Here is a 19,572-nt window from a genome sequence, read left to right as displayed (position 1 = left end):
GAGCCTGGTTCCGTGGTTGCCTCATCGGGCCAGGCTATCCCTCGACTCACGCCACTGGTCGAACAGCAGGTCCCGGTGGACCTCGTGGTAGCGCGCGAGATCGAAGATGTGCACTGTCTTGGACCAGCGGCCGTCCGCATCCTGGCGGAACCCGTCGGCCTCGGCGCGCTCGAAATCGCTGCCCAGGTAGCGCACCCCGACCGAACCGTCCAAAGTGATCCCCGCTACCTCGCACGACGAACCGAGGTACTCCGCGCGCGTGCTCACCTCGGCGACCCGGCCGCCTTCGGTCTCCAGCACACCGGACCGCGGGCGGCCGCTGACCACCGCGGCCTGACCGTTGGGCCAGCCGCCGTGCGGCGTGATGCCCTCGACCGGCCGCGCGAACCGCGCCGCGCGCCACCGCGTGAACAACAGGTCGTTCTGCCGTTCCGCGTAGTCACGCAGATCCCGCATGTCGACGGTCTTGTAGTACTCGTAGGAGTTCTCCTGGACGAAACCGTTGATGGTGGCCCACTCGTGGTCCCATTCGGCTTCCAGCACGCGTGCGGTGCCGTTGTCGTACGCCGCGTCGACCATCACGCGGTGGTCCCGGTAGGCGGCGTAGACCTGCACCGAGAAAACGCGTTCACACATCTCCACCGGAACCGGGCCAGCGAGTTCCTGGCGCGGGAACGGCGCGGGTCGCGCGTCCCGCACCTGCGGGAAGTGCACGTAGTTGTCGCCCACCGCATACGAAACCCGGTGCGCGACGCCGTCCACGACGGCGATCGTGCCGGTGCGGTACAGGGGGTAGGTCACGCCGGTGCCCCCTCTGCGTTTCCGATCAACGAGTGTTGTGCGAAGCAGTTTACGAGAAACTCACACATTCAGCTAATCGGTGGTGCCGACGAGTCCACGATCACCGTGAACGGACCGACGTCGCGCCGCTCGAACTCCGGTGCCGAGAACAGTTCCGGCGCGAATTCGACCTCGTCGACCCGGATCGGCACGGCACGCGGGAAGGTGTCGGACACGACCGGCGCCAGCAGTTTCCCGTCGTCGGCGCGCCGCAGCACGAAGACGTTGGGCGCCTCGTGCGGGTTCGACCGCAGCCGCGCGAGGAGGTCGGCCGAGTCCCGGGCGGTCGCCCAGGACCGGATCTCGTCGTTGCGCTGCGTGTAGCCGGCCAGCGGGTTCGCGTAGTGCGGCGTGGTCTGCTGGAAACCCCAGTACGGCTCGAACGACAGCAGCCGGTCGTGCGCCGAGAACACGATGTTGCCGGTCGGCGGCCGCCCGGTCAGCTCGGCGATCGTGCTGATCAGCTCCGGTGTCCAGTACCCGTCCTGCTCCGGGTCGTGCCCGAAGCTCGCGGTCCAGCCGTCCGGGTAGTAGTCGGACTCGGCGGTGTCCACCGAGTCCTTCATGGTCGTGCCCACGATCGTCTGGGACACCGACACCGCGCCGAGCACGGCCAGCGCGAACGCGACCGTCCGCACCGGGCGGACCCGGCCGATCAGCCGCGGCAGCACCCGCACCAGCTCGACGAGCGCGAACACGCCGGCCACCGCGAGCACCACATCGACGGTCACGATGAACCGGAACGACAGCAGCGTGGTACGGACCAACAGCGCGAGGTTCGACAACGCGAACCAGGCGTAGGACAGTGCGGTCAGCACCAGCATCACCAGCGCGACCGGGTCGCGGCGGGCGCGCAGCACCAGCCACACCAGCCCGGCCAGGCACAGCACGCCGAACGCGTTCGCCGAGGTGAACGGCATCGGGAAGTAGGCGCTGATCTCGGGCAGGAAGTGCGCGGCGACGTTCGGCTTGCCCAGCCCGCCCGCCAGGATGAACGGGCCCCACGTGATCAGGGCCAGTGCCGCGGTGACCACGCCGATGACCACCAAGCGCAACAGCAACCGCCGCACCACGGGCCACGGCTGCTGCCCGGCGCGGACGTCCAGCGCGAGCGCGACCAGCGCCAGCACCACCACGGCAGCCACGCCGTACGCGACGTGCAGCGTGTAGGTGACCGCGGAGAAGCCCAGGTAGATGCCGATCAGCAGCAGCGTCCAGGCCGGCACCCGCTCACGCGAGCGCAGCGCGTGCCAGGCCAGCAGCATGACCGGCGGCAGCCAAGCGGTGGTCGGCCACGCGTACGGCTCCTCGGGCGCGAGAGCGACGAACCCAGCCAGCACCGTGGCGACCGAGGCCAGCAGCGCCATCCGGCGCCGCACGACCAGGCTCCACAACACGAACGCGACCACCCCGGACACCGCGGCCCAGGTGATCGAGTACGGCTTGTAGGCGGCCCAGCCCTCCAGGCCGAGCAGGTTCGCGAACCGGCCGCCCAGCCAGAACCAGCCACCCGGGTAGTAGGCGGCCAGCCCGTGGTAGTTCACGTCGCCCAGCCCGGCCGTCTCGGTCAGGCGTTCCAGGTACTGCAGGCGGAACGTGTTGTCCACGCTGGAGCCGCCGAGGAAGAACCGGGTGCCCTGCAGCGGGATCGCCAGCAGCAGGGTGGACAGCGCGGTCAGCGCCGCCCAGCTGCCGCCGAGGCGCACCCACAACGGCCAGCGCGCCGCGCCGCTGTAGGCCAGCGACCCGAACAACACGACGACGATCACCGCGACGGCCAGGTTGACCAGCGCGTCCGGCACGTACGTGCCCGGGTCCACGCCCAGCTTGTTCGAGCCGAACTGCAGGACCAGGCTGAACACGACCGCCGCGACCGTGCCCAGCACGAGCTCGGCCAGCGTGCGGCCGGGTCCGAGGCGGGTCAGCGCGGGGCGCGGAGCGGGTTCGGTCGACGTGCCGCCGCCGGGCCGGGCCAAGGTGGTCGTCACAGGTAGAAGGTGATCCCGAGGGTGGCGACCCACAGCACGCCGAGGACCTGCAGGATCCGGTCCTTGAGCACGATCTCGTCGGGCGCGCCCGCGGTGCCGCCGTCCACGTCGACCGCGTAGCGCAGCACGGCGATCACGAAGGGCACCATCGAGATGACCGGCCACACCGACTGGTCGGCGCCCTCACGCAGCTCGAACGCCCACAGCGAGTACGACATGATCAGGATCGCCGCCGCGGTCGCCCACACGAAGCGCAGGTAGCTGGCCGAGTACTTCTTCAGCGACGAGCGGATCTTCGCCCCGGTGCGCTCGAAGAGCATGATCTCGGCGTAGCGCTTGCCCGCCACCATGAACAGCGAACCGAACGCCGTGACCAGCAGGAACCACTGCGACAGCGCGATGCCGGCGGCGACACCACCCGCGATCGAGCGCATCAGGAAGCCGGACCCGACGATCGCCAGGTCGATCACCGGCTGGTGCTTGAGGCCGAAGCAGTAGCCCAGCTGGACCGCCTCGTAGACGCCCAGCACGATGGCCAGTTCCGGGCTCGCAAGGAACGACAGCCCCAGGCCGACGCCGAAGAACAGCACCGCGGCCGCGTACGCGACCGGCACCGGCACGATCCCGGCCGCGATCGGCCGGTTCCGCTTGGTCGGGTGCGCCTTGTCGGCCTCCACGTCGACCGCGTCGTTGATCAGGTACACCGACGACGCGACCAGGCTGAACGCCACGAACGCGATGACCGCGTCGAGCAGCACCGAACCGTTGGTGATCTGGGCCGCGGTGAACGGCGCGACGAAGACCAGGACGTTCTTCGCCCACTGCTTCGGCCGTGCGGTCTTGGCGACGCCGAGGACCATGCCCACCGGGCCGCGCTTGGCCGCCGGAGCCGGTTCGGTCGCCGTCTCGGCAGGCTCCGCCGACTGCGCGGTCTTCGCCTCGGCCGTTTCGCTGGTTTCGTCCACGATCTCGGCTTCCGCGGCGTTGTTCACTGATTTGGTCACGGGTGGTTCCCTACCCCTTTTTGCGGATTTTCCTGCGCAGCAGACCTCCGACCACACCGCCGAGCGCGGCGCCGGCGAGCACATCGGTCGGGTAGTGCACCCCCAACACGAGCCGGGACGCCAACATCGGCGGGACGAGCGCGGGAACCAGGTTACGCCCGGTCAATCCCGAGTACAGCACCGCCGCCGCCGTAGTGGACGTGGCGTGCGAGGACGGGAAGCTCAGCCGGCTCGGCGTGCCGACCAGGACCTCGACGCTCGGGTCCTGCGGGCGGGGCCGCCGGACCACCCGTTTCACGGCGATCGACGCGCCGTGCGCGCCGACCACGCCCGCGGCCGCGACCAGCCAGTCCTTGCGGCGCTTGCGGTCGACCGCGGCGCCGACGAGACCGGCGGCGAACCACCCGATCGCGTGCTCACCGAAGTGGGACAGGCCGCGGGCGGCCTTCACGGTGGCCGGGCGCTTCAGTGCGCCCTGGACCTTGGAGAGCACCTCGATCTCAGCGGCGCGCTCCGGCTTCTTCTCAAGCATCGATGCTCCCGTCCAGGGGGGCGCCCTCGGTCAGGTGCGGGGCGATCTTGTTGTCGAAGACCGACAGCGCCGAACCGATGGCCATGTGCATGTCCAGGTACTTGTAGGTGCCGAGGCGGCCGCCGAAGAGCACGTTGCGCTCGCGCGCCTCGGCCTTCGCCAGCTCTCGGTACCGCTCAAGCTTCGCCCGGTCGTCCGGGGTGTTGATCGGGTAGTACGGCTCGTCGTCGTCGTTCGCGAAGCGCGAGTACTCGCGGACGATGACCGTCTTGTCCTTCGGGTAGTCCCGCTCCGGGTGGAAGTGGCGGAACTCGTGGATCCGGGTGAACGGGACGTCCTCGTCGTTGTAGTTCATGACGGAGGTGCCCTGGTAGTCGCCGGTCGGGACGACTTCCTGCTCGAAGTCGAGCGTGCGCCAGCCCAAGCGGCCCTCGGAGTAGCCGAAGTAGAGGTCCAGCGGGCCGGTGTAAACGGTCGGCGTGCCTGCCGGGATGCGGTCGCGGACGTCGAAGTAGTCGGTGTTCAGGCGGACCTCGATGAGCTCGTGGTCGGCCATCCGCTCCAGCCAGGCCGTGTAGCCGTCGACCGGCAGGCCCTCGTAGGTGTCGTTGAAGTACCGGTTGTCGAAGGTGTAGCGCACCGGCAGGCGGGTGATGTTGCCCGCGGGCAGCTCCTTGGGATCGGTCTGCCACTGCTTCGCGGTGTAGCCGCGGAAGAACGCCTCGTACAGCGGGCGGCCGATGAGCGAAATGGCCTTCTCTTCGAAGTTCTGCGCGTCCGCGGTGTTGATCTCGCTGGCCTGCTCGGCGATCAGCGCGCGGGCCTCGTCCGGCGTGTGCGACTTGCCGAAGAACTGGTTGATCAGCGCCAGGTTCATCGGCAGCGGGTAGACCTGCCCCTTGTACTTGCCGAACACGCGGTGCTGGTAGTTCGTGAACTCGGTGAACTGGTTGACGTAGTCCCAGACCCGCTTGTTCGACGTGTGGAACAGGTGCGCGCCGTAGCGGTGCACCTCGATGCCGGTCTCCGGCTCGGCCTCGGAGTAGGCGTTGCCCCCCAGGTGGGAACGCCGTTCCAGCACGAGCACGCGCTTGCCGAGCTGGCTGGCCGCGCGCTCGGCGACCGTCAGCCCGAAGAAGCCGGAGCCGACGACGATCAGGTCGTACCCGGCGAATTCGGCGTCGGTGACGTCAGTGTTGCTCGTGTGCTCGCTCACGGGAAGCGAGGGTACCGACGCTACCGAGGGCAATCGCACCCACATTCACTATTGCGCTTCACGCAGGCCCGGCAGCACGTCTGCCACCACTTCTTCGAGCACGGCCTCACGGCCGGCGTACGGGCCGGACGAACGCGGCCAGTGCACGACCACGTCGGTGAAGCCGAGCTCCGCGGCGCGACCGGCCGCGTCAGTGAACGCCTGGGCGCTGACCAGGGAAAACACCGGAGAGGAGTCGAGGCTGAGGTACCGGTGGACCTCTTCGCCCGGACGGCCGTTCTCGGCCAGCACCTGGTCGAAGCGCCGGGACAGCTCGGCGACGCCCTGCCACCACTCGTCGAGCGTTTCCGCCTGCGGTCCGGTGGTCACCCAGCCGCCACCATATGTTGCGGCAACTTTCATCGCGCGCGGCCCGTTGGCGGCGATCAGGAACGGAATTCGCGGCCGCTGCACGCAACCGGGCAGATTGCGGGCGCCGCGGGCCGTGTAATACGTGCCCTCGTAGTCGAAACCGTCGGTGATAAGCAGGCCGTCCAGCGCCTCGACGAACTCGGCGAACCGGTCCGACCGCCGGCGCGGGGTGAGCTCCTCGCCGCCCAGCACGCCCGCGTCGTAACCGAGGCCGCCCGCGCCGACGCCCAGGATGAGGCGGCCGTCGGCCACGTCGTCGAGGGTGATCAGCTCGCGCGTGAACGGCACCGGGTGGCGGAAGTTGGGCGAGGCGACGAACGTGCCGAGCCGGATGGTGGAGGTCACCATTGCCGCGGCGGTCAGCGTGGGCACCGCGGCGAACCACGGGCCGTCGACCAGCGTTCTCCAGCCGAGGTGGTCGTAGGTCCAGGCGTGGTCGAAGCCGTACTCCTCGGCGGCCCGCCACTTCGGCTCGGCCGCCCACCACCTGTCCTCGGGGAGAATCACGATGCCAACGCGCACCGGCCCACGCTATCGGTCAGCACCGACAATCTGTCGGCCCGCACCCCAAGGGACAATGGGGGTGTGGAGAAACCCCTGCTGATCGCGTCGGATGTGGACGGCACCCTGCTCGACCCCATGGAACGGATGTCCCCCCGCACCGCCGCCGTGCTGCGGCGCGCCACCGACGCGGGGATCCCGGTCGTGCTCGCCACGGGCCGCCCGCCGCGCTGGATCCCGTCCGTCGCGCAGGCCGGGGGCCTGACCGGTTACGCGGTGTGCGCGAACGGCGCCGTGCTGTACGACATCGGCGCGGACGAGGTGGTCGGGGTGCACGGCGCGCTGGAGCCGATGATGCTCAACGACGCCGTGCACGAGCTGACGAAGGCGCTGCCCGGCGCCGGGTTCGCCGCTGAACGGGTCGGCCGCCGCGCGCTCGACCCCGACGTCGAGCACCTGGTGGTCGAGCACGGCTACCACAACCCGTGGGGCGACGGCGAGGGCGTGCCGGTGTCCCGGGCCGAGATCGTCGGACGGCCTGCGGTGAAACTGCTGGTCAGCCACCCGGACATGACGTCGGACGAGATGGCGCGGGCGGCGCGCGCGGTGCTCGACGAGTCCGTGGACATCACGTTCTCCGCGAGCGGCGGGCTGATCGAGATCGCGGCGCACGGCATCACGAAGGCCACCGGGCTGGCCGAGGTGGCCGAGCGGTTCGGCGTGCCGGTCGAACGGATCATCGCGTTCGGCGACATGCCCAACGATCTGGAGATGCTCAAGTGGGCCGGGCACGGTGTGGCGATGGCCAACGCCCACCCCGACGTGCTGGCGATCGCGGACGAGGTGACGAGCCCGAACAGCGAGGACGGCGTCGCGCAGGTGCTCGAACGCTGGTTCTAGGGGCAGGGCACGTACGTCAGCCGCTGGTCGGCGGCGAGCTGGGACAACAGGCGGGACTCGCTGTCGGCGCGCAGGTACAGCGTCAGCCAGCCCAGTCCGGTGCGCTGGAAGGTGGCGACCTCGTAGCGCTGCGCGTACTTGTCCGCGATCCCGCAGTCCTGCGCCGGTGAGTACCAGGCCAGCGGCGCGGCGAGCACCGGCAGGCCGAAGAGCGCGACCGGCGCGTACTCGTCTTCGGGGGCGGGCCCGGTGACGCCGGTGATCATCATCCGAGGGCCTGCGCGGTAGGCCAGCGCGGCGTTGCCGAACGTGTCGATGTTCGAGCCGGACGGCAGGCGGTCACGCAGCCAGTGACCGATCTCCGTGGTCTGCGCCATCCGCTGGCGGTCGACGTGCACGACATGCTGGGCGGCGAACGCGGCCGGCACGCTGACCGCGCACAGCACGAGCGCGACCACGGCCACGACACGCCGCTCGGCCAGCCGCCGCCGGGGCCGCGGCGACGGGCGGCCGCCGTGGGCGCTCGTCCTGCCGCACACGACGGCCGCGCCCACCGCGGCCAGTGCGCACAGCAGGAAACCGTACGGCAGGTGGGACGACGCAGGCCAGCCGCTCCGGGCGTGCCCGTAGTAGGTCGCCTCCCAGGCCCACCACGGCACGAGGAACACCAGCGCGCCCAGCAGGTAGCCGGCGGGACCCCACCAGCTCGACCGGCGCCGCACCGCCGCCGTCAGCAGCCACACCTCGCCGAGCAGCGCGAACACCACGCCGTCGGAGCGGGTCATCACGGCCAGCGCGGCGAGCACGCCGGCGACCAGCGGGTGGCCGGTGACCAGGGCCAGGCACCCGGCCAGCACCAGCAGGACGAACAGCGGTGTCTCGGTGCCGGCCAGCCCGTGCGCGGCGAGCAGGCTCGCGCCCGCGGTGAGCAGCGCCGCGACGATCCCGGCGTTGTTCGTGACCCGCTTAGCCAGCAGGTACGCCACGACGACGCAGCCGAGCGCGCACGCGATGCCCAGCATGACCGCACCGGCAACGACGTCCGCGCCGAACAACGCCCGCGGCAGCGTGACCAGCACCAGCCACAGGAAGTTCGGCAGGCCCTGGGTGCGCTCGCCGATCGTGTAGACGGCGCCGTACCCCTCGGCCATGTTGCGGGCGTAGCGGAACGTGACGAACGCGTCGTCCGGCACTGTGGCCACGACGAGCTGCAGGACCAGGGCGAACACCAGAGCGAGGAACAGGATCCAGCCCCGGCGAGCACGCTCCGTCGCGACGCGCGGCCATGCCGCGGTCACCACCCCCGCCAGCGCCAGCCACACGGCGACCAGGGCACCAGGCACCTCTCACCCTCCGTGACGCCGCTCCACCCTTGCCGTAGGTATCGCTCCCGGGGCCGGATTGTTTCGTCGCTGAGACATTTCGGGGGAATGGGCGCGGCCCGGGCGGGGTGAGGTGGGCGGCGGGGGGTGCCTGCTCGGGCTGGGGTCACGTGGGTGGGGGCGGGCCGCCGCTGTGGTGACGACGGGTGGCCCGCTCGCGAGGCGAGCGCCTGCCCGGCCGATGCCGCGCCGGTCGGGGGACCCTCGGCGGGCGAGCCGCAGCGGCGGGGCCAGGCGCCGGGAGCCGGCGGGCGCGCCGATGCAGGGTGCGGCCCGCCCACGCGGATCAGGCCAGGCCGGCCGAAGCGGCACCGGCGCGCGGGGCCGGGGTAGGACCCGAGGCGGGCGAGCCGCAGCGGCGGGGCCAGGCGCCGGGAGCCGGTGGGCGCCCCGGTGCCTGGCCTGGCCCGCCCACGCGGATGGGGCCAGGCACCAGGAGGCGGGGCGAGCGGGCGCCCCTGTACAGGGCACGGCCCACCCACGCGGACCGGGCCAGGCCGGCCGAAGCCGCACCGGCGCGCGGGCCGGGGTAGGACCCGAGGCGGGCGAGCCGCAGCCACGATGGTGGGGCCAAGTGCCGCGGCCGGGCTGGCCGCGCGCCGGTGCAGGTCAGCCCCCGCTCGCGCCGATCGGCCCTGCTCGGCGGGCAAATCCCGCCGCAGCGGTGGGGCCGCGTGGCGCGCCCGATCCTCGCGCCCCGCGCGGCTCAGACCTGGTCTTCCAGCGCCTGGTAGTCGATCTTGCCGCTGGCCAGCAGCGGGATCGTGTCGATCGGGCGGACGTCGAAGCCCGATGCGTGCAGGTGCAGCCGGTCGGAGAGCGCGTGTGACGCCGACTTGCAGGTGTCGGCCTCGGCGCCCTCCGCGAAGAGCACCACCTTGTCGTCGGCCGCGACGGCGGCCACGATGTCGATCCCCAGGCCCGTCGCGCGCGTCGCGGCCTCCAGGTCGTCCAGGCTGATCCGGTTGCCGAAGACCTTGCCGATCCGCTTGAGCCGCCCGGTGACGAACAGGAAACCCTCCTCGTCGAGGTACCCGAGGTCGCCGGTGGGCAGCACGCCGCCGCATTCGTCGCCCAGCGCCAGCTCCTCCGCCGTCGAGGCGTAGCCCATCATCACGTTCGGCCCGCGGTAGACGATCTCACCGGTGATCTTGGGGTGCGTGGTGTCGCCGCCGTCCGGGCGGCGGATCGCGAACTGCCCGCCGGGCAGCGCGGGCCCCACCGAGCCGATCTTCTCCGCCAGCCGCTCCGACGGCATGATCGCCATGCGCGGAGCCGCCTCGGTCTGGCCGTACATCACGAACATCCGCCCGCCCGCCGACCGCATCAACTTGTCGAACTCGGCGATCAGCTCCGGCCGCATCCGGCCGCCGGCCTGGGTGAGCGTGTGCACACCGGGGTTCGCGGCCGGGTCGAACCGCAACCGCCGCAACATCTCGTAGTGGTAGGGCACCCCGGCGACCGACGTGCAGTCGTGCGCGGCGACCGTGTCCCAGAACCCGCGCCCGAGGATGCCCTCCCGCTCGACCACCACCGTCGCGCCGCTGACCAGGTGCGAGTTGAGCACCGACAGGCCGTACGCGTAGTGCAGCGGCAGTGTGGTCGGCGCGACCTCGCGCTCGTCGATGCCCAGCACGTCGGCGATCGCGTGCGCGTTGGTGAGGATCGCCTTGCGGGACAACCGCACCAGCTTCGGGTTGCCGGTCGAGCCGCTGGTCGGCAGCAACACGGCGAGGTCGCCGTGCGGGCGCACCCCGTCCGGGTCGAGGCGCAGCCACTTCCCCCCGGCGGCCCGGTACCCGGGCGGCGGCTCGGCAGCGGGCGCGTCGAGCACGGCCGACGGGCGGAACCGCTCGATCAGGCGGGCCAGCACCGGGACGTCGAGCGCCGGGTCGAACAGCGCCACCGCGCGCCCGGCCTGCACCGCCGCGACGTAGGTGAGCACCCCGCTCAGGTCGACGCCGGTGCGGGCGAACAACACGCCGTCCGGCAGGGCCGCGAGTTCGTCGGCCCGCCGTTCGACCTCGATGATCAGCGCCGGACCGTCGAGGACGGCGCCGGTTTCGGCGTCGACGAGCCGGGCGCCGGGAGCCAGCAGGGTCACCGGACCACGCCTTCCGGTCGGGCCGGACCTGCACCGGTCGGGTGGATGCGGTTTACCACGCGGGATCCATTCGTACAGTCTTACGGACGCCTGAGCCGAACACAGTAAAGGAAGCGCCGAGCCGATGATCCCCGTCACCGCGGTCGACGTCCGCGATGCCGAATCCCCGTGGTGGAGGTGCTGCGGTCGGGAACGCTCACGCAGGGCCCGGTGGTCGCCCGCTTCGAGGACGCCTTCGCCCGCGCCGCCGGCACCGCGCACGCGGTCGCCGTGAGCAGCGGGACCGCCGCCGTCACCACCGCACTGGAGGCGCTCGGGCTGGGCCCCGGTGACGAAGTGATCACGTCGCCGTTCACCTCCGCCGCGACGCTCGCCGCGATCCTCCGGACCGGCGCGACCGTCCGGTTCGCCGACATCACCCGCGACGACTTCGCGGTCGACCCGGACGCGGTCGCGTCCGAGATCACGCCGGAGACCCGCGTGGTCCTCCCGGTCCACCCCCACGGCCAGACCGCCGACATGGGCAAGCTCGCCCCGCTCGCCGAGGAACACGGGCTGCACCTGGTGGAGGACGCGGCCCAGGCGCTCGGTGCGACCTTCGCCGGGCGGGCGGCCGGGTCGTTCGGCGTCGGCTGCTTCTCGTTGTCCGCCAACAAGATCGTGACCACCGGCGAGGGCGGCGTGGTCACCACGGACGACGCCGCGCTGGCCGATCGCCTGCGCCTGCTGCACGACCACCGCATGTCCGAACTGCACGCCGCCGTCGGCATCCCGAAGCTGGACCGGCTGGACGAGCTGCTCGCGGCGCGGCGGCGCAACGCGCGGCAGCTGTCCGTCGGCCTGGCCGGCACGCCCGGGCTCACGGTGCCCGCCGAGCTGCCCGGCCGCGAGCACGCGTGGCACCGGTACAGCGTGCTGATCGGCCCGCACGCGATGCTCGCCCGCGACGAACTGGTCGCCGAACTGGCCGAGCGCGGGGTCGAAACCGAGGTGCACCACCCGAAGCTGGTGTTCGACCACGACCGCTTCCGCGAGCACCCGCAGATCCCGGCGGTGTCCCGGCGGGACTTCCCGGTCGCGTTGAAGGTCACCGAGGAGGTCCTGTCGCTGCCGGTGCATCCCGCGCTCTCCGAGGCGGACGTGGACACCGTCGTGCGCGAGGTGCGCGAGGCGCTCGGCGCGTGACGCCCGCTGTCCGATGTGGACGGCCACGGCGTGGCGCGGGGTTTTCTCAGGCAGTTCTTGGGTACCACCGATTAGCATGGGGGTTGCTCTGTAATGCGGACAGGGCCCCTGGGATCCAGCGGGCGGGCGGAACGCCCGCTGGATCCCCTTCGCCTCCCGCACCGGGAGGAGTCTATTCGTCCGTTCGGCGCAAAATCCAGGTCCGGCCGAGCTGGATTCCGACGAGTGCGATGAGCAGCGCGGCGAGGATCGCCGGGCTCTCCCACGGCAGCGGATCGTCCGCGGGCAGCGCCTCGACCGTCGCTGCCGCGCGGGATCGTCCCAGCGCCACCGTGTCGAACTGCGCCTGCGGGACCGTGCTCTGCACGTCGTAGTGCGACCCGGGCGCGGGGGCCGCGGCGGGCGTGCCGGCCGGGCCGTCGCCCTGGTACGGCGACGGCTCGGGCGGTGCCCCTCCCCCGGCCGGGCCGCCCGCGGGCAGCGAGAACTCCGGCGGGGCGAGCGTGGGCGGTGGTGGCGTTGTTGGCGGTGGAGGCAACGGCGGCGGGTCCGCGCGCGGCGCTTCGGCCGGCACCGCGGTGATGCGGCAGGTGCCGGCCAGCAGGCCGTGCACCGGGCCGACGAGCACGTCGAGCACCGGGCCGACCACCGAGATGCCGGTGAGCCGCGCGAGCACCGCGTCCGCGATGACGTCCCCGGCGATCCCGGCCGGACCGGCCGCGGGCAGCACGATCGGCGTGGTCGCGCGCCACGCCGTCTCGAACGCGGGCACCAGGACGTTCAGCGGGTCCAGCGGCGCCAGCACAGACACCACCGGGTCGAGCACGGCGAGCGGGCTCAGCGCGAGCTCGTCGCCTTCGGTGGCGGTGGCGACGCAGCTGTCCAGGACCCGCGTCTCGGCCCACGCGGCGGGTGCGGCCAGCAGGCCGACCGCCAGCGCGCCGGCCACGATCGCGGCGCGGGCCCTCACGGCCGGATCACCGAGGAACAGGAGACGGAGGTCCAGCCGTCCGCGGCCTCCGCCGTGTGCACGACGACGCCGTCCACGGACACGGTGCAGCCGACCGGGCTGGCCGCCGTCACCTGGGCCACGCCGAGCGCGGGGCCGACTTCGAGGTCGAGTTCCAGACGCCACGGCAGGGGCACGTCGCGCAGCGTCTCGGTGCGGTTGACGCCGTCGGTGACGTACCGGATCTCCGGCGCGGAACCGGAACCGGTGACCTCGTAGACGACCCGGTGCGCGCTGCGCGGCAGCTCGAAGGACGTGCGGCTGAGCGGCTGGCCGGTGCTCAGCGCCTGCAGCGCCGTGGCCGCGCCGACTGGCACGACGGCGGCGCCGATCAGCCACGGCAGCCACCACGTCCGCCGGGCGATCCGCGTGGCCGTGTCCCTCATCGTGCTCGCCTTCTTGGACGCTTCTCAGGTTCGATCCGGACTGATGTGGAAACCTGGGGAGCGTCATCCTGGCACGCGCGTCGGCAGGCTGACCAGGCTCGCCGATCGGCCCGGGAAGCATTTCCGGAAATACGCGTTCACGTCCGGGAAACATTTCCGCCGGGCACATTCGCGCAGGCTGCGGGCACGTTCCCCGCGGCGGGGACCGAACGGGCACGCGGACCCGAACCGGACCGGCCCGCCGCCACTCCGGCCCTGGTGAGACAAATACCTACCAGTCCACTCGCGACCGCCGCTGGGCGCGGGACGACCGGGTGGCACCCATATGCCTCACCCGCGCAGGGCCATCACTTTCCCGGAAAAATTTCCGGCACCTCTTGTGATCGGCACTTAACGATGAGGCCATCCGGCCGACACACCCGGCGTCGTAATGTCCGTTGTGCCCGTGATCCTTCCGCCATCACGGGCATCGAATTGCAGAAAGGGAGACGATGCGCGCACCGCATTTGCCGCGCACGTGGTGCCCGTGGCCACCCGCAGGGGCACGACCATGACGACACGTGACGCCCGCAGCCTGTCCCCCGACGCACTGGAGGCCCTGCGCCGCCGTGCGGTGGCCGCCGTCGAGGCCGGGGTGTCCCGGTCGGAGGTGGCGCGCCTGTTCGGCGTGTCCCGCAAGACCGTCGGCGCCTGGGTGCTCGCCTACCGGCGCGAGGGCGAGGACGCCTTCCGCCCCAAGACCCGCGGCCGCCGCCCCGGTGAGCAGCTCGCGCTCTCGCCGGCGCAACAGGCGTGGACCATCAAGACGATCATCAGCGGGACGCCCGACCAGTACGGTCTCCGGCCCCGGCTGTGGAGCCGCCCTGCCGTGGTGGAACTCGTCAACCGCGAGTTCCGGATCCTGCTGAGCCCGGCGACCGTCGGGCACTACCTGGTGCGGTGGGGCCTGATCGACGAGCCGTACCTGCAGGAGATGATGCGCAGCCGCGTCACCGCGACGGTGCCAAGGCCGCGCGGCGCCCCGGCGACCGCCGAGGAGTGGATCCCGGAGGCGGAGGTGCTGTGGGTGGCGTGGACGCGGCCGCACGCGCCCGCCGACCGCCGCGCGGTGTCGCGGCAGAACCTGATGTCTGGGTTCCGCAACTACTTCGGCGACGTCAACGTGCTGATCGCGATGTCCAACCGGGGCGTGGTGCACTTCCGCGCCGGGCTCGGCCCGTTCGACACCCCGCACGCGGAGGACTTCCTGCACCGGTTGATGCGCCAGCTGGGGCGGCCGCTGAACGTCGTGGTGTGCCGGTGGCCGCTGCAGCAGTACGAGATGCTGCAGGCCTGGCCGCGGCGGCACTCGGGGCGCATCTCGGTGCGTTTCAGCCTCTGACCGGCTCGTCCACTGTGGACATCAGGATCAGGCCGAGCGCGGGCAGCGCGATCAGCGGCGCGAGGTGGTCGGCCGCCCCTCCATTTTGGGGACAACGCCGCGAACCCGGAGTCGTTGAACGCGTGGATCACCTCCCGCACATACCCCTCGCTCGCGGCGAACATCACCGCGATCTCCCCCGCGGACCGGCCTTGGGTCGAGGCCAGCACGATCCCGGACCGCCGCAGCCGCACCCGATCCCGGGCCGACCTCGTGATCTTGACCAGCCGCTGGGCCTCCTCCGGCTCCAGCGACCGCACGAACACCTCCGGCTGACGCGCCATGCCTCACCTCCAACGGGCAGGCTCGCCGTCACCGGCCGGGATGTCCACACGACACGGTTACCACCTCAACGTTCCTTGACGAGGCACTAGTTCTGTTTTCCAAGCGGCGGAGCCGCGTCACCGCCTGAGCAACCGGCACCGCCGCGGGTTCTGAGGTGGTTCCTGGCGATCCCGCAGCCAGGGGCCGCCTCAGGTTCCGCTGCCCGCACCGCCATGCAAGCCGCGCCCGAAAATGTCCTAATCCAGGCAGAATTCGTTGCCCTCGATGTCTTGCATGACGATGCAGGACTCGTTGAACTCGTCGGCTTCCAGCACCTGCACGCAGGTCGCCCCGAGGGCTTCCAGCCGTTCGCGCTCGGCCTGGAGCGTGGCGAGCCGCTCGGCGCCGGCGAGTCCGGTGCCGACCCGGACGTCGAGGTGCACCCGGTTCTTGACGACCTTGCCCTCCGGCACCCGCTGGAAGAACAGCCGCGGCCCGGCGCCCGTCGGGTCGGCGCAGGCGAACGCGGCTCCCCGCTGCTCCGGCGGCAGCGAGCGGTCGTAGTCCGCCCACGAGTCGAACCCCTCCGGCGGCGGTGGCACGACGTACCCGAGCACCTCGCACCAAAACCGGGCGACGCGCTCGGGTTCCGCGCAGTCGAAGGTGATCTGGACCTGCCTGACCGAACCCATCGGACCACCATAGCCAGCCGCTACGAGGCCCGCGGCACCGGCTTCTTCCGGCCCTGCCGCGCGGAAATCGCCGCGTCCACCGCCAGGAACACCAGCAGGCTCGCCCCGAACACCGGGAGCACCCACGTGAGCGCGACGATCACGAGGAACCCCAGCGCCGCCATCGGCAGCGACAGCTGCTTCCAGGCCGCCGTCGGCAGGGCCTTCCACTTGCCCTGGTACGGGCTGCGCACCCACCACATCCGGTAGCCGAGTCCGATCAGGACCAGCAGTCCGGTCACCAGCACCGTCAGCACGATCTGGTTGGCCAGCCCGAACAGCGTCCCGGTGTGGAACTCCGCCGCGACCGACGTCAGCTTCGCCAGGAACGAGTAGTCGTCCCAGCCGATGTGCTCGGTCACCTCGCCGGTGAACGGGTCGATGCTGATGTTGTCGCGCTGCAGGGGGATCCCGGCCGCGCGCTCCATCACGGTGTAGACCGCCCCCGCCCGCGACGGCGCCGTCACCAGCAGTTCCCCGTGCAGCCCCTGGGACTTGGCGATCTCCAGCACCCGGTCGACGCCGATCGGTTCGACGCCCTCCGGCACGACGACCGGCGCGGCCGCCAGCGTGGGCGCGCGCAGGCGCATCGGGTCGTTCTCCTGGCTGTCGCGGCCGCCGGTGAACTGCGAGATGAGCAGTCCGCTGATCGCGATCACCACCAGGCCCGCCGACAGCCACAACCCGAGCGGACCGTGCAGCCCGCGCAGCCGCAGCCAGCCGCCCTTCGCCTTGCGGGGCGGGACGAACAGCTCACGGGTGCGCCTGCGCCGCCGCGACTGCGCGAGCCACAGCACCAGTCCACCGAGGACGATCACCGGCAGCCAGCTCGCGCACAGTTCCGCGTACCACCGCCCAGGCTCGCCGAGGTGCAGGTTGCTGTGCAGGTCCCGCAACCACGTGTTGGCAGGCATCCGGTTGCCTGCGGTGGTCAGCTCGCCGTTGATGTAGCCGGTGTACGGGTCGACGAACACGGTGCGCGCCTGCCCGTCGTCGCCGCCGGGCAGCCCGGGCACGGACAGCACCACGCGGGTGGTGCGGTCCGGCGCCGGTGACGTGATCACCTGCCGCAGCGCGGCTTCCGGGTGCGCGGTCATCGCCGCGCGGACCTGTTCCGACGCCGGTTTCGGCGTCGCGCCGACCGCGTTGACGTACAGCTGCGAGTGGTACAGGTTGTCGTGGATCTGTGGGCTGAACACGTACACCAGCCCGGTCAGGCTCAGCACCACGAGGAACGGCGAGACGACGATGCCCGCCATGAAGTGGACCCGGCGGGCGATCACCCGCAGGCCGGTCATCCCGCGCGCGGGCTGCTTCTTCCGCTTTCCCGGCGGGCGGGTCTCGGTCGTCGTGCTCATCGGACCTCGATGACGCCGTAGATGACTTCCTGCTGCCCGTCCGGCGTCCGCGCGGTCAGGGCGAGCTCCCACGGCCCGGCCGACGGCACGGACACCGAACCGACCAGGTGCCCCGCCTCTGCGGCCGCGAACGGCACCGGGACCGTTGCGCCGGACGGCGGGGCGAGTTCGGCGGTGATCGCGGTGCCCGGTTTGGCGTCGAGGACCGTGACGTGCACCTGGTTGTCCCCCACCCGCGCCGGGACGACCGCGAGGTCGAGCGCGCCGGTGGACAACGCGAGCCGCACCAGCGGGGCCTGCGGCGCGGGCGCGGGACCGGCGGGAACCACGGACAACGCCGTGCTCACGCCGACGAGCGTGACCGCGAGCCCGGTCTGCACCAGCGACAGCCGTCCGGCCAGTGCGAGCAGGCCCAGCACCAGCACGAGCACCGCGAACCCGGCCCACAGCCAGCCGGCGAGGCTCCCGAGGTGCTGCCACACCTGCGCGCTCGCGGTCACCGCGAGCAGCCCGGCGCACATCACGACCAGTGCCTTCGGCCGCTTCGCCGCACCGGGGAACCGTCGCAGCACCACCAGCACGCCGGCGAGCACGGCCAGCGCGGTGAGGTGCACGACGCCGGCCACGACCGAGCCGGGCCCGGTGAAGCTCCACGTCGCCATGACCGCGGCGGTGCAGGCGAGCACGGTGCCGCCACGCAGCCGCGGCTCCCGCGCCGACTCCGCAGGCGTCATGGTAAGGAACTGCGCGATCCCGATGCCGGCCACCGCGACGACGAGCAGCCGCGCGAGGTACGCGTGACCGGTCGCGGACTCCAGCACCCCGGAGAGGAGGCGGCCGTCGAGGATGGCGGTCAGCGGCAGCTTCGCCGTGTACGGCCCGAAGGTCAGCAGCGACAGCACGGTCCCGCCGAGCAGCCCGCCCCACGCCCAGGCCGCCATGCGACGGACCACAGTGGACTCCGCGCCGTCGGGCCACACCACGGCGACGAACAGGACCACCCCGGCGAGCAGGGCGAGTGCGGCGAACGCGAGGAACTGCGCGACGCCGTACACGACCGTCACCACCACACCGGGCCGGGCGTCCAGCGCGGGCGACGCCTGCACGGGGCTGCGTGAGGCGAGGTCGAAGGTGAACGTCCCGGTGGCCGCGTCCTGCCCGGTCACCGGCACGCTCCAGGCGATGGTGTAGGTGCCCGCGTACTTCTGCTTCGGCACCGGCACGGAGAGCGTGTTGTCGCGGCCGTCGGCGTGCACCGGACGGCCCGGGTCGACGGGGCGCTTGTACGGGTCGGTCATCCGGATCGTCGAGAGGCCGGCGGGCACCGGCCGGTCGAAGGTCAGGACGATGTCGTCGGGCCGGGTGACCTGGCCGTTGCCGGGCGCCGACGACACCAGCACGGGCGCCTCCGGCGACACCGGCGAGGACAGCGTCAGCAACGAGGTCCAGCAGGCGGCGATGAGCAGCAGGAACGGAAGCAGTCGTGCCGCGCGGCGGTTCCGGGTGACGGCGGGCGGTCTGTCCAGCGTCGTCATCCGTTGCTCACCTTCTCCGGCTCGGGCTTCGGCTCGGGATCCGGCGCGCGGCGGTGCAGCAGGTGGGTGCGGAGCCCGACCAGGGCCACCACCAGGAACGCGAGCCCGAGGACGCCCCACAGAAAGGCGAACGGGGTGATGCCGCCGCTGTTCGCCTGTTCCTCGGCCTGCTGCTCGGCGGCCGCGACGGCCTGGTCGGCCCGGTTCGCTTCGATCACCGCGGGCGGCGGGGCGCCCTGGGCGGCGCTGGGGCTGACGACGATCACCGGCGCGTTGCCTGCCGCGGCGGAGAACCGGTCGGTGGCGCCGCTGGTGTAGCCCTGGACGGTGTCGAGCACCAGGTCGCCCTGCTCGGGCAGCGGGCCGAGGGTGACGAGGAACTGCTCGAACTGGCCGGGGCCGACCTCGCCGCCCTCCAGCACGATCGAGCCGACGACCTGGTTCATCATGCGGTCACCGGACTGCTGCGGCGGGTCGAGCGGGCGCGGGTTGATCTTGGCGGTCCAGCCGCGGGCGGGCTTGACCTCGGCGAAGGCGATCGGGGGACTCTGCGGGAACACGATTTCGAGCCGGTTGCTCTGGGTGTCGGTGCGCTGGTTGGCCAGGCGGAAGGCGAAGGTCTCGGTGCTGCCGCCCTTGACGGAGCCGGGCACGATCGACACCTGCGCGGCGGCCGGGGCGGCCAGGCCGAGCAGCGCGCACGAGGCGAGGAACAGCGCGGACAGGGCGCGCGCGAAGGACCTGGGGGATGCGGGCATGGCGGTCTCCTGAACGGCCGTGGTCCGGAGCGGGCGGGCCGCTCCGGA

The 19,572-nt window shown here is 71.9% G+C and carries 16 protein-coding genes and 2 pseudogenes; 3 read left to right on the top strand and 15 right to left on the bottom strand.

Going from position 1 to position 19,572, the window contains the following annotated elements:
* Window positions 1-21 precede the first annotated feature (21 nt).
* From AMETH_RS01210 to AMETH_RS01185, 6 genes are all read right to left on the bottom strand, one after another.
* On the bottom strand, window positions 22-801 hold the full coding sequence (locus AMETH_RS01210) for a hypothetical protein (RefSeq protein WP_017986199.1): 780 nt from the start codon (window positions 799-801) through the stop codon (window positions 22-24).
* A gap of 68 nt (window positions 802-869) precedes the next feature.
* A complete protein-coding gene (locus tag AMETH_RS01205; RefSeq protein WP_017986198.1) occupies window positions 870-2,828 on the bottom strand; it encodes an arabinofuranosyltransferase in 1,959 nt (652 codons plus the stop codon).
* Window positions 2,825-3,793, bottom strand: coding sequence for a decaprenyl-phosphate phosphoribosyltransferase (locus AMETH_RS01200; protein ID WP_026153695.1), 969 nt, complete (start codon window positions 3,791-3,793; stop codon window positions 2,825-2,827). The genes AMETH_RS01205 and AMETH_RS01200 overlap by 4 nt, the downstream gene beginning before the upstream one ends.
* 49 nt (window positions 3,794-3,842) lie before the next feature.
* Window positions 3,843-4,364 (bottom strand): phosphatase PAP2 family protein, encoded by a 522-nt coding sequence (locus tag AMETH_RS01195; RefSeq protein ID WP_017986196.1) that lies wholly within the window; start codon window positions 4,362-4,364, stop codon window positions 3,843-3,845.
* Window positions 4,357-5,625 (bottom strand): UDP-galactopyranose mutase, encoded by a 1,269-nt coding sequence (gene glf, locus AMETH_RS01190; RefSeq protein WP_051079481.1) that lies wholly within the window; start codon window positions 5,623-5,625, stop codon window positions 4,357-4,359. Before glf ends, AMETH_RS01195 begins: the two co-directional genes overlap by 8 nt.
* A gap of 3 nt (window positions 5,626-5,628) precedes the next feature.
* Entirely contained in the window at window positions 5,629-6,513 is an 885-nt protein-coding gene (locus tag AMETH_RS01185) for an LLM class flavin-dependent oxidoreductase (protein WP_017986194.1), read from the bottom strand.
* A 63-nt stretch (window positions 6,514-6,576) separates the two neighbouring features.
* Here AMETH_RS01185 and AMETH_RS01180 point away from each other — a divergent pair, with 63 nt between their 5' ends.
* Entirely contained in the window at window positions 6,577-7,392 is an 816-nt protein-coding gene (locus AMETH_RS01180; RefSeq protein WP_017986193.1) for an HAD family hydrolase, read from the top strand.
* On the opposite strand, the gene AMETH_RS01175 is transcribed toward AMETH_RS01180, so the two are convergent.
* Together AMETH_RS01175 and AMETH_RS01170 are read right to left on the bottom strand one after the other, a co-directional pair.
* Window positions 7,389-8,735, bottom strand: coding sequence for an ArnT family glycosyltransferase (locus tag AMETH_RS01175; RefSeq protein WP_038531792.1), 1,347 nt, complete (start codon window positions 8,733-8,735; stop codon window positions 7,389-7,391). The genes AMETH_RS01180 and AMETH_RS01175 overlap by 4 nt on opposite strands.
* 745 nt (window positions 8,736-9,480) lie before the next feature.
* On the bottom strand, window positions 9,481-10,878 hold the full coding sequence (locus AMETH_RS01170) for an AMP-binding protein (protein WP_017986191.1): 1,398 nt from the start codon (window positions 10,876-10,878) through the stop codon (window positions 9,481-9,483).
* Between the two features lie 124 nt (window positions 10,879-11,002).
* Between AMETH_RS01170 and AMETH_RS01165 the strand changes: the two are divergent.
* Window positions 11,003-12,063, top strand: a pseudogene (locus AMETH_RS01165) (DegT/DnrJ/EryC1/StrS family aminotransferase).
* A gap of 172 nt (window positions 12,064-12,235) precedes the next feature.
* On the opposite strand, the gene AMETH_RS01160 reads toward AMETH_RS01165, so the two are convergent.
* Window positions 12,236-13,033, bottom strand: coding sequence for a hypothetical protein (locus AMETH_RS01160; RefSeq protein ID WP_017986189.1), 798 nt, complete (start codon window positions 13,031-13,033; stop codon window positions 12,236-12,238).
* A complete protein-coding gene (locus AMETH_RS01155) occupies window positions 13,030-13,458 on the bottom strand; it encodes an MmpS family transport accessory protein (RefSeq protein WP_017986188.1) in 429 nt (142 codons plus the stop codon). The genes AMETH_RS01160 and AMETH_RS01155 overlap by 4 nt, the downstream gene beginning before the upstream one ends.
* Window positions 13,459-14,008: 550 nt before the next feature.
* On the opposite strand from AMETH_RS01155, the gene AMETH_RS01150 reads away from it, so the two are divergent.
* Complete coding sequence (locus AMETH_RS01150; RefSeq protein ID WP_038532637.1) at window positions 14,009-14,839, top strand: helix-turn-helix domain-containing protein; 831 nt, start codon at window positions 14,009-14,011, stop codon at window positions 14,837-14,839.
* A 107-nt stretch (window positions 14,840-14,946) separates the two neighbouring features.
* Here AMETH_RS01150 and AMETH_RS42865 read toward each other — a convergent pair.
* From AMETH_RS42865 to AMETH_RS01125, 5 genes and pseudogenes are all read right to left on the bottom strand, one after another.
* Window positions 14,947-15,003 (bottom strand): annotated as a pseudogene (locus AMETH_RS42865) (hypothetical protein); the annotation flags it as partial.
* Between the two features lie 396 nt (window positions 15,004-15,399).
* The gene (locus AMETH_RS01140) at window positions 15,400-15,834 is read right to left on the bottom strand and encodes a VOC family protein (protein WP_017986185.1); all 435 of its coding nucleotides are present in this window, start codon (window positions 15,832-15,834) and stop codon (window positions 15,400-15,402) included.
* A gap of 20 nt (window positions 15,835-15,854) precedes the next feature.
* Window positions 15,855-17,231, bottom strand: coding sequence for a PepSY-associated TM helix domain-containing protein (locus AMETH_RS01135; protein ID WP_017986184.1), 1,377 nt, complete (start codon window positions 17,229-17,231; stop codon window positions 15,855-15,857).
* Complete coding sequence (locus AMETH_RS01130; protein WP_017986183.1) at window positions 17,228-18,766, bottom strand: copper resistance CopC family protein; 1,539 nt, start codon at window positions 18,764-18,766, stop codon at window positions 17,228-17,230. Before AMETH_RS01130 ends, AMETH_RS01135 begins: the two co-directional genes overlap by 4 nt.
* Window positions 18,763-19,524, bottom strand: coding sequence for a DUF1775 domain-containing protein (locus AMETH_RS01125; RefSeq protein ID WP_017986182.1), 762 nt, complete (start codon window positions 19,522-19,524; stop codon window positions 18,763-18,765). Before AMETH_RS01125 ends, AMETH_RS01130 begins: the two co-directional genes overlap by 4 nt.
* Window positions 19,525-19,572 lie beyond the last annotated feature (48 nt).

Origin of the sequence: Amycolatopsis methanolica 239, assembly GCF_000739085.1 — a bacterium.
Classification (GTDB): domain Bacteria; phylum Actinomycetota; class Actinomycetes; order Mycobacteriales; family Pseudonocardiaceae; genus Amycolatopsis_E; species Amycolatopsis_E methanolica.
This window is presented reverse-complemented; position numbering and strand designations above follow the sequence as displayed.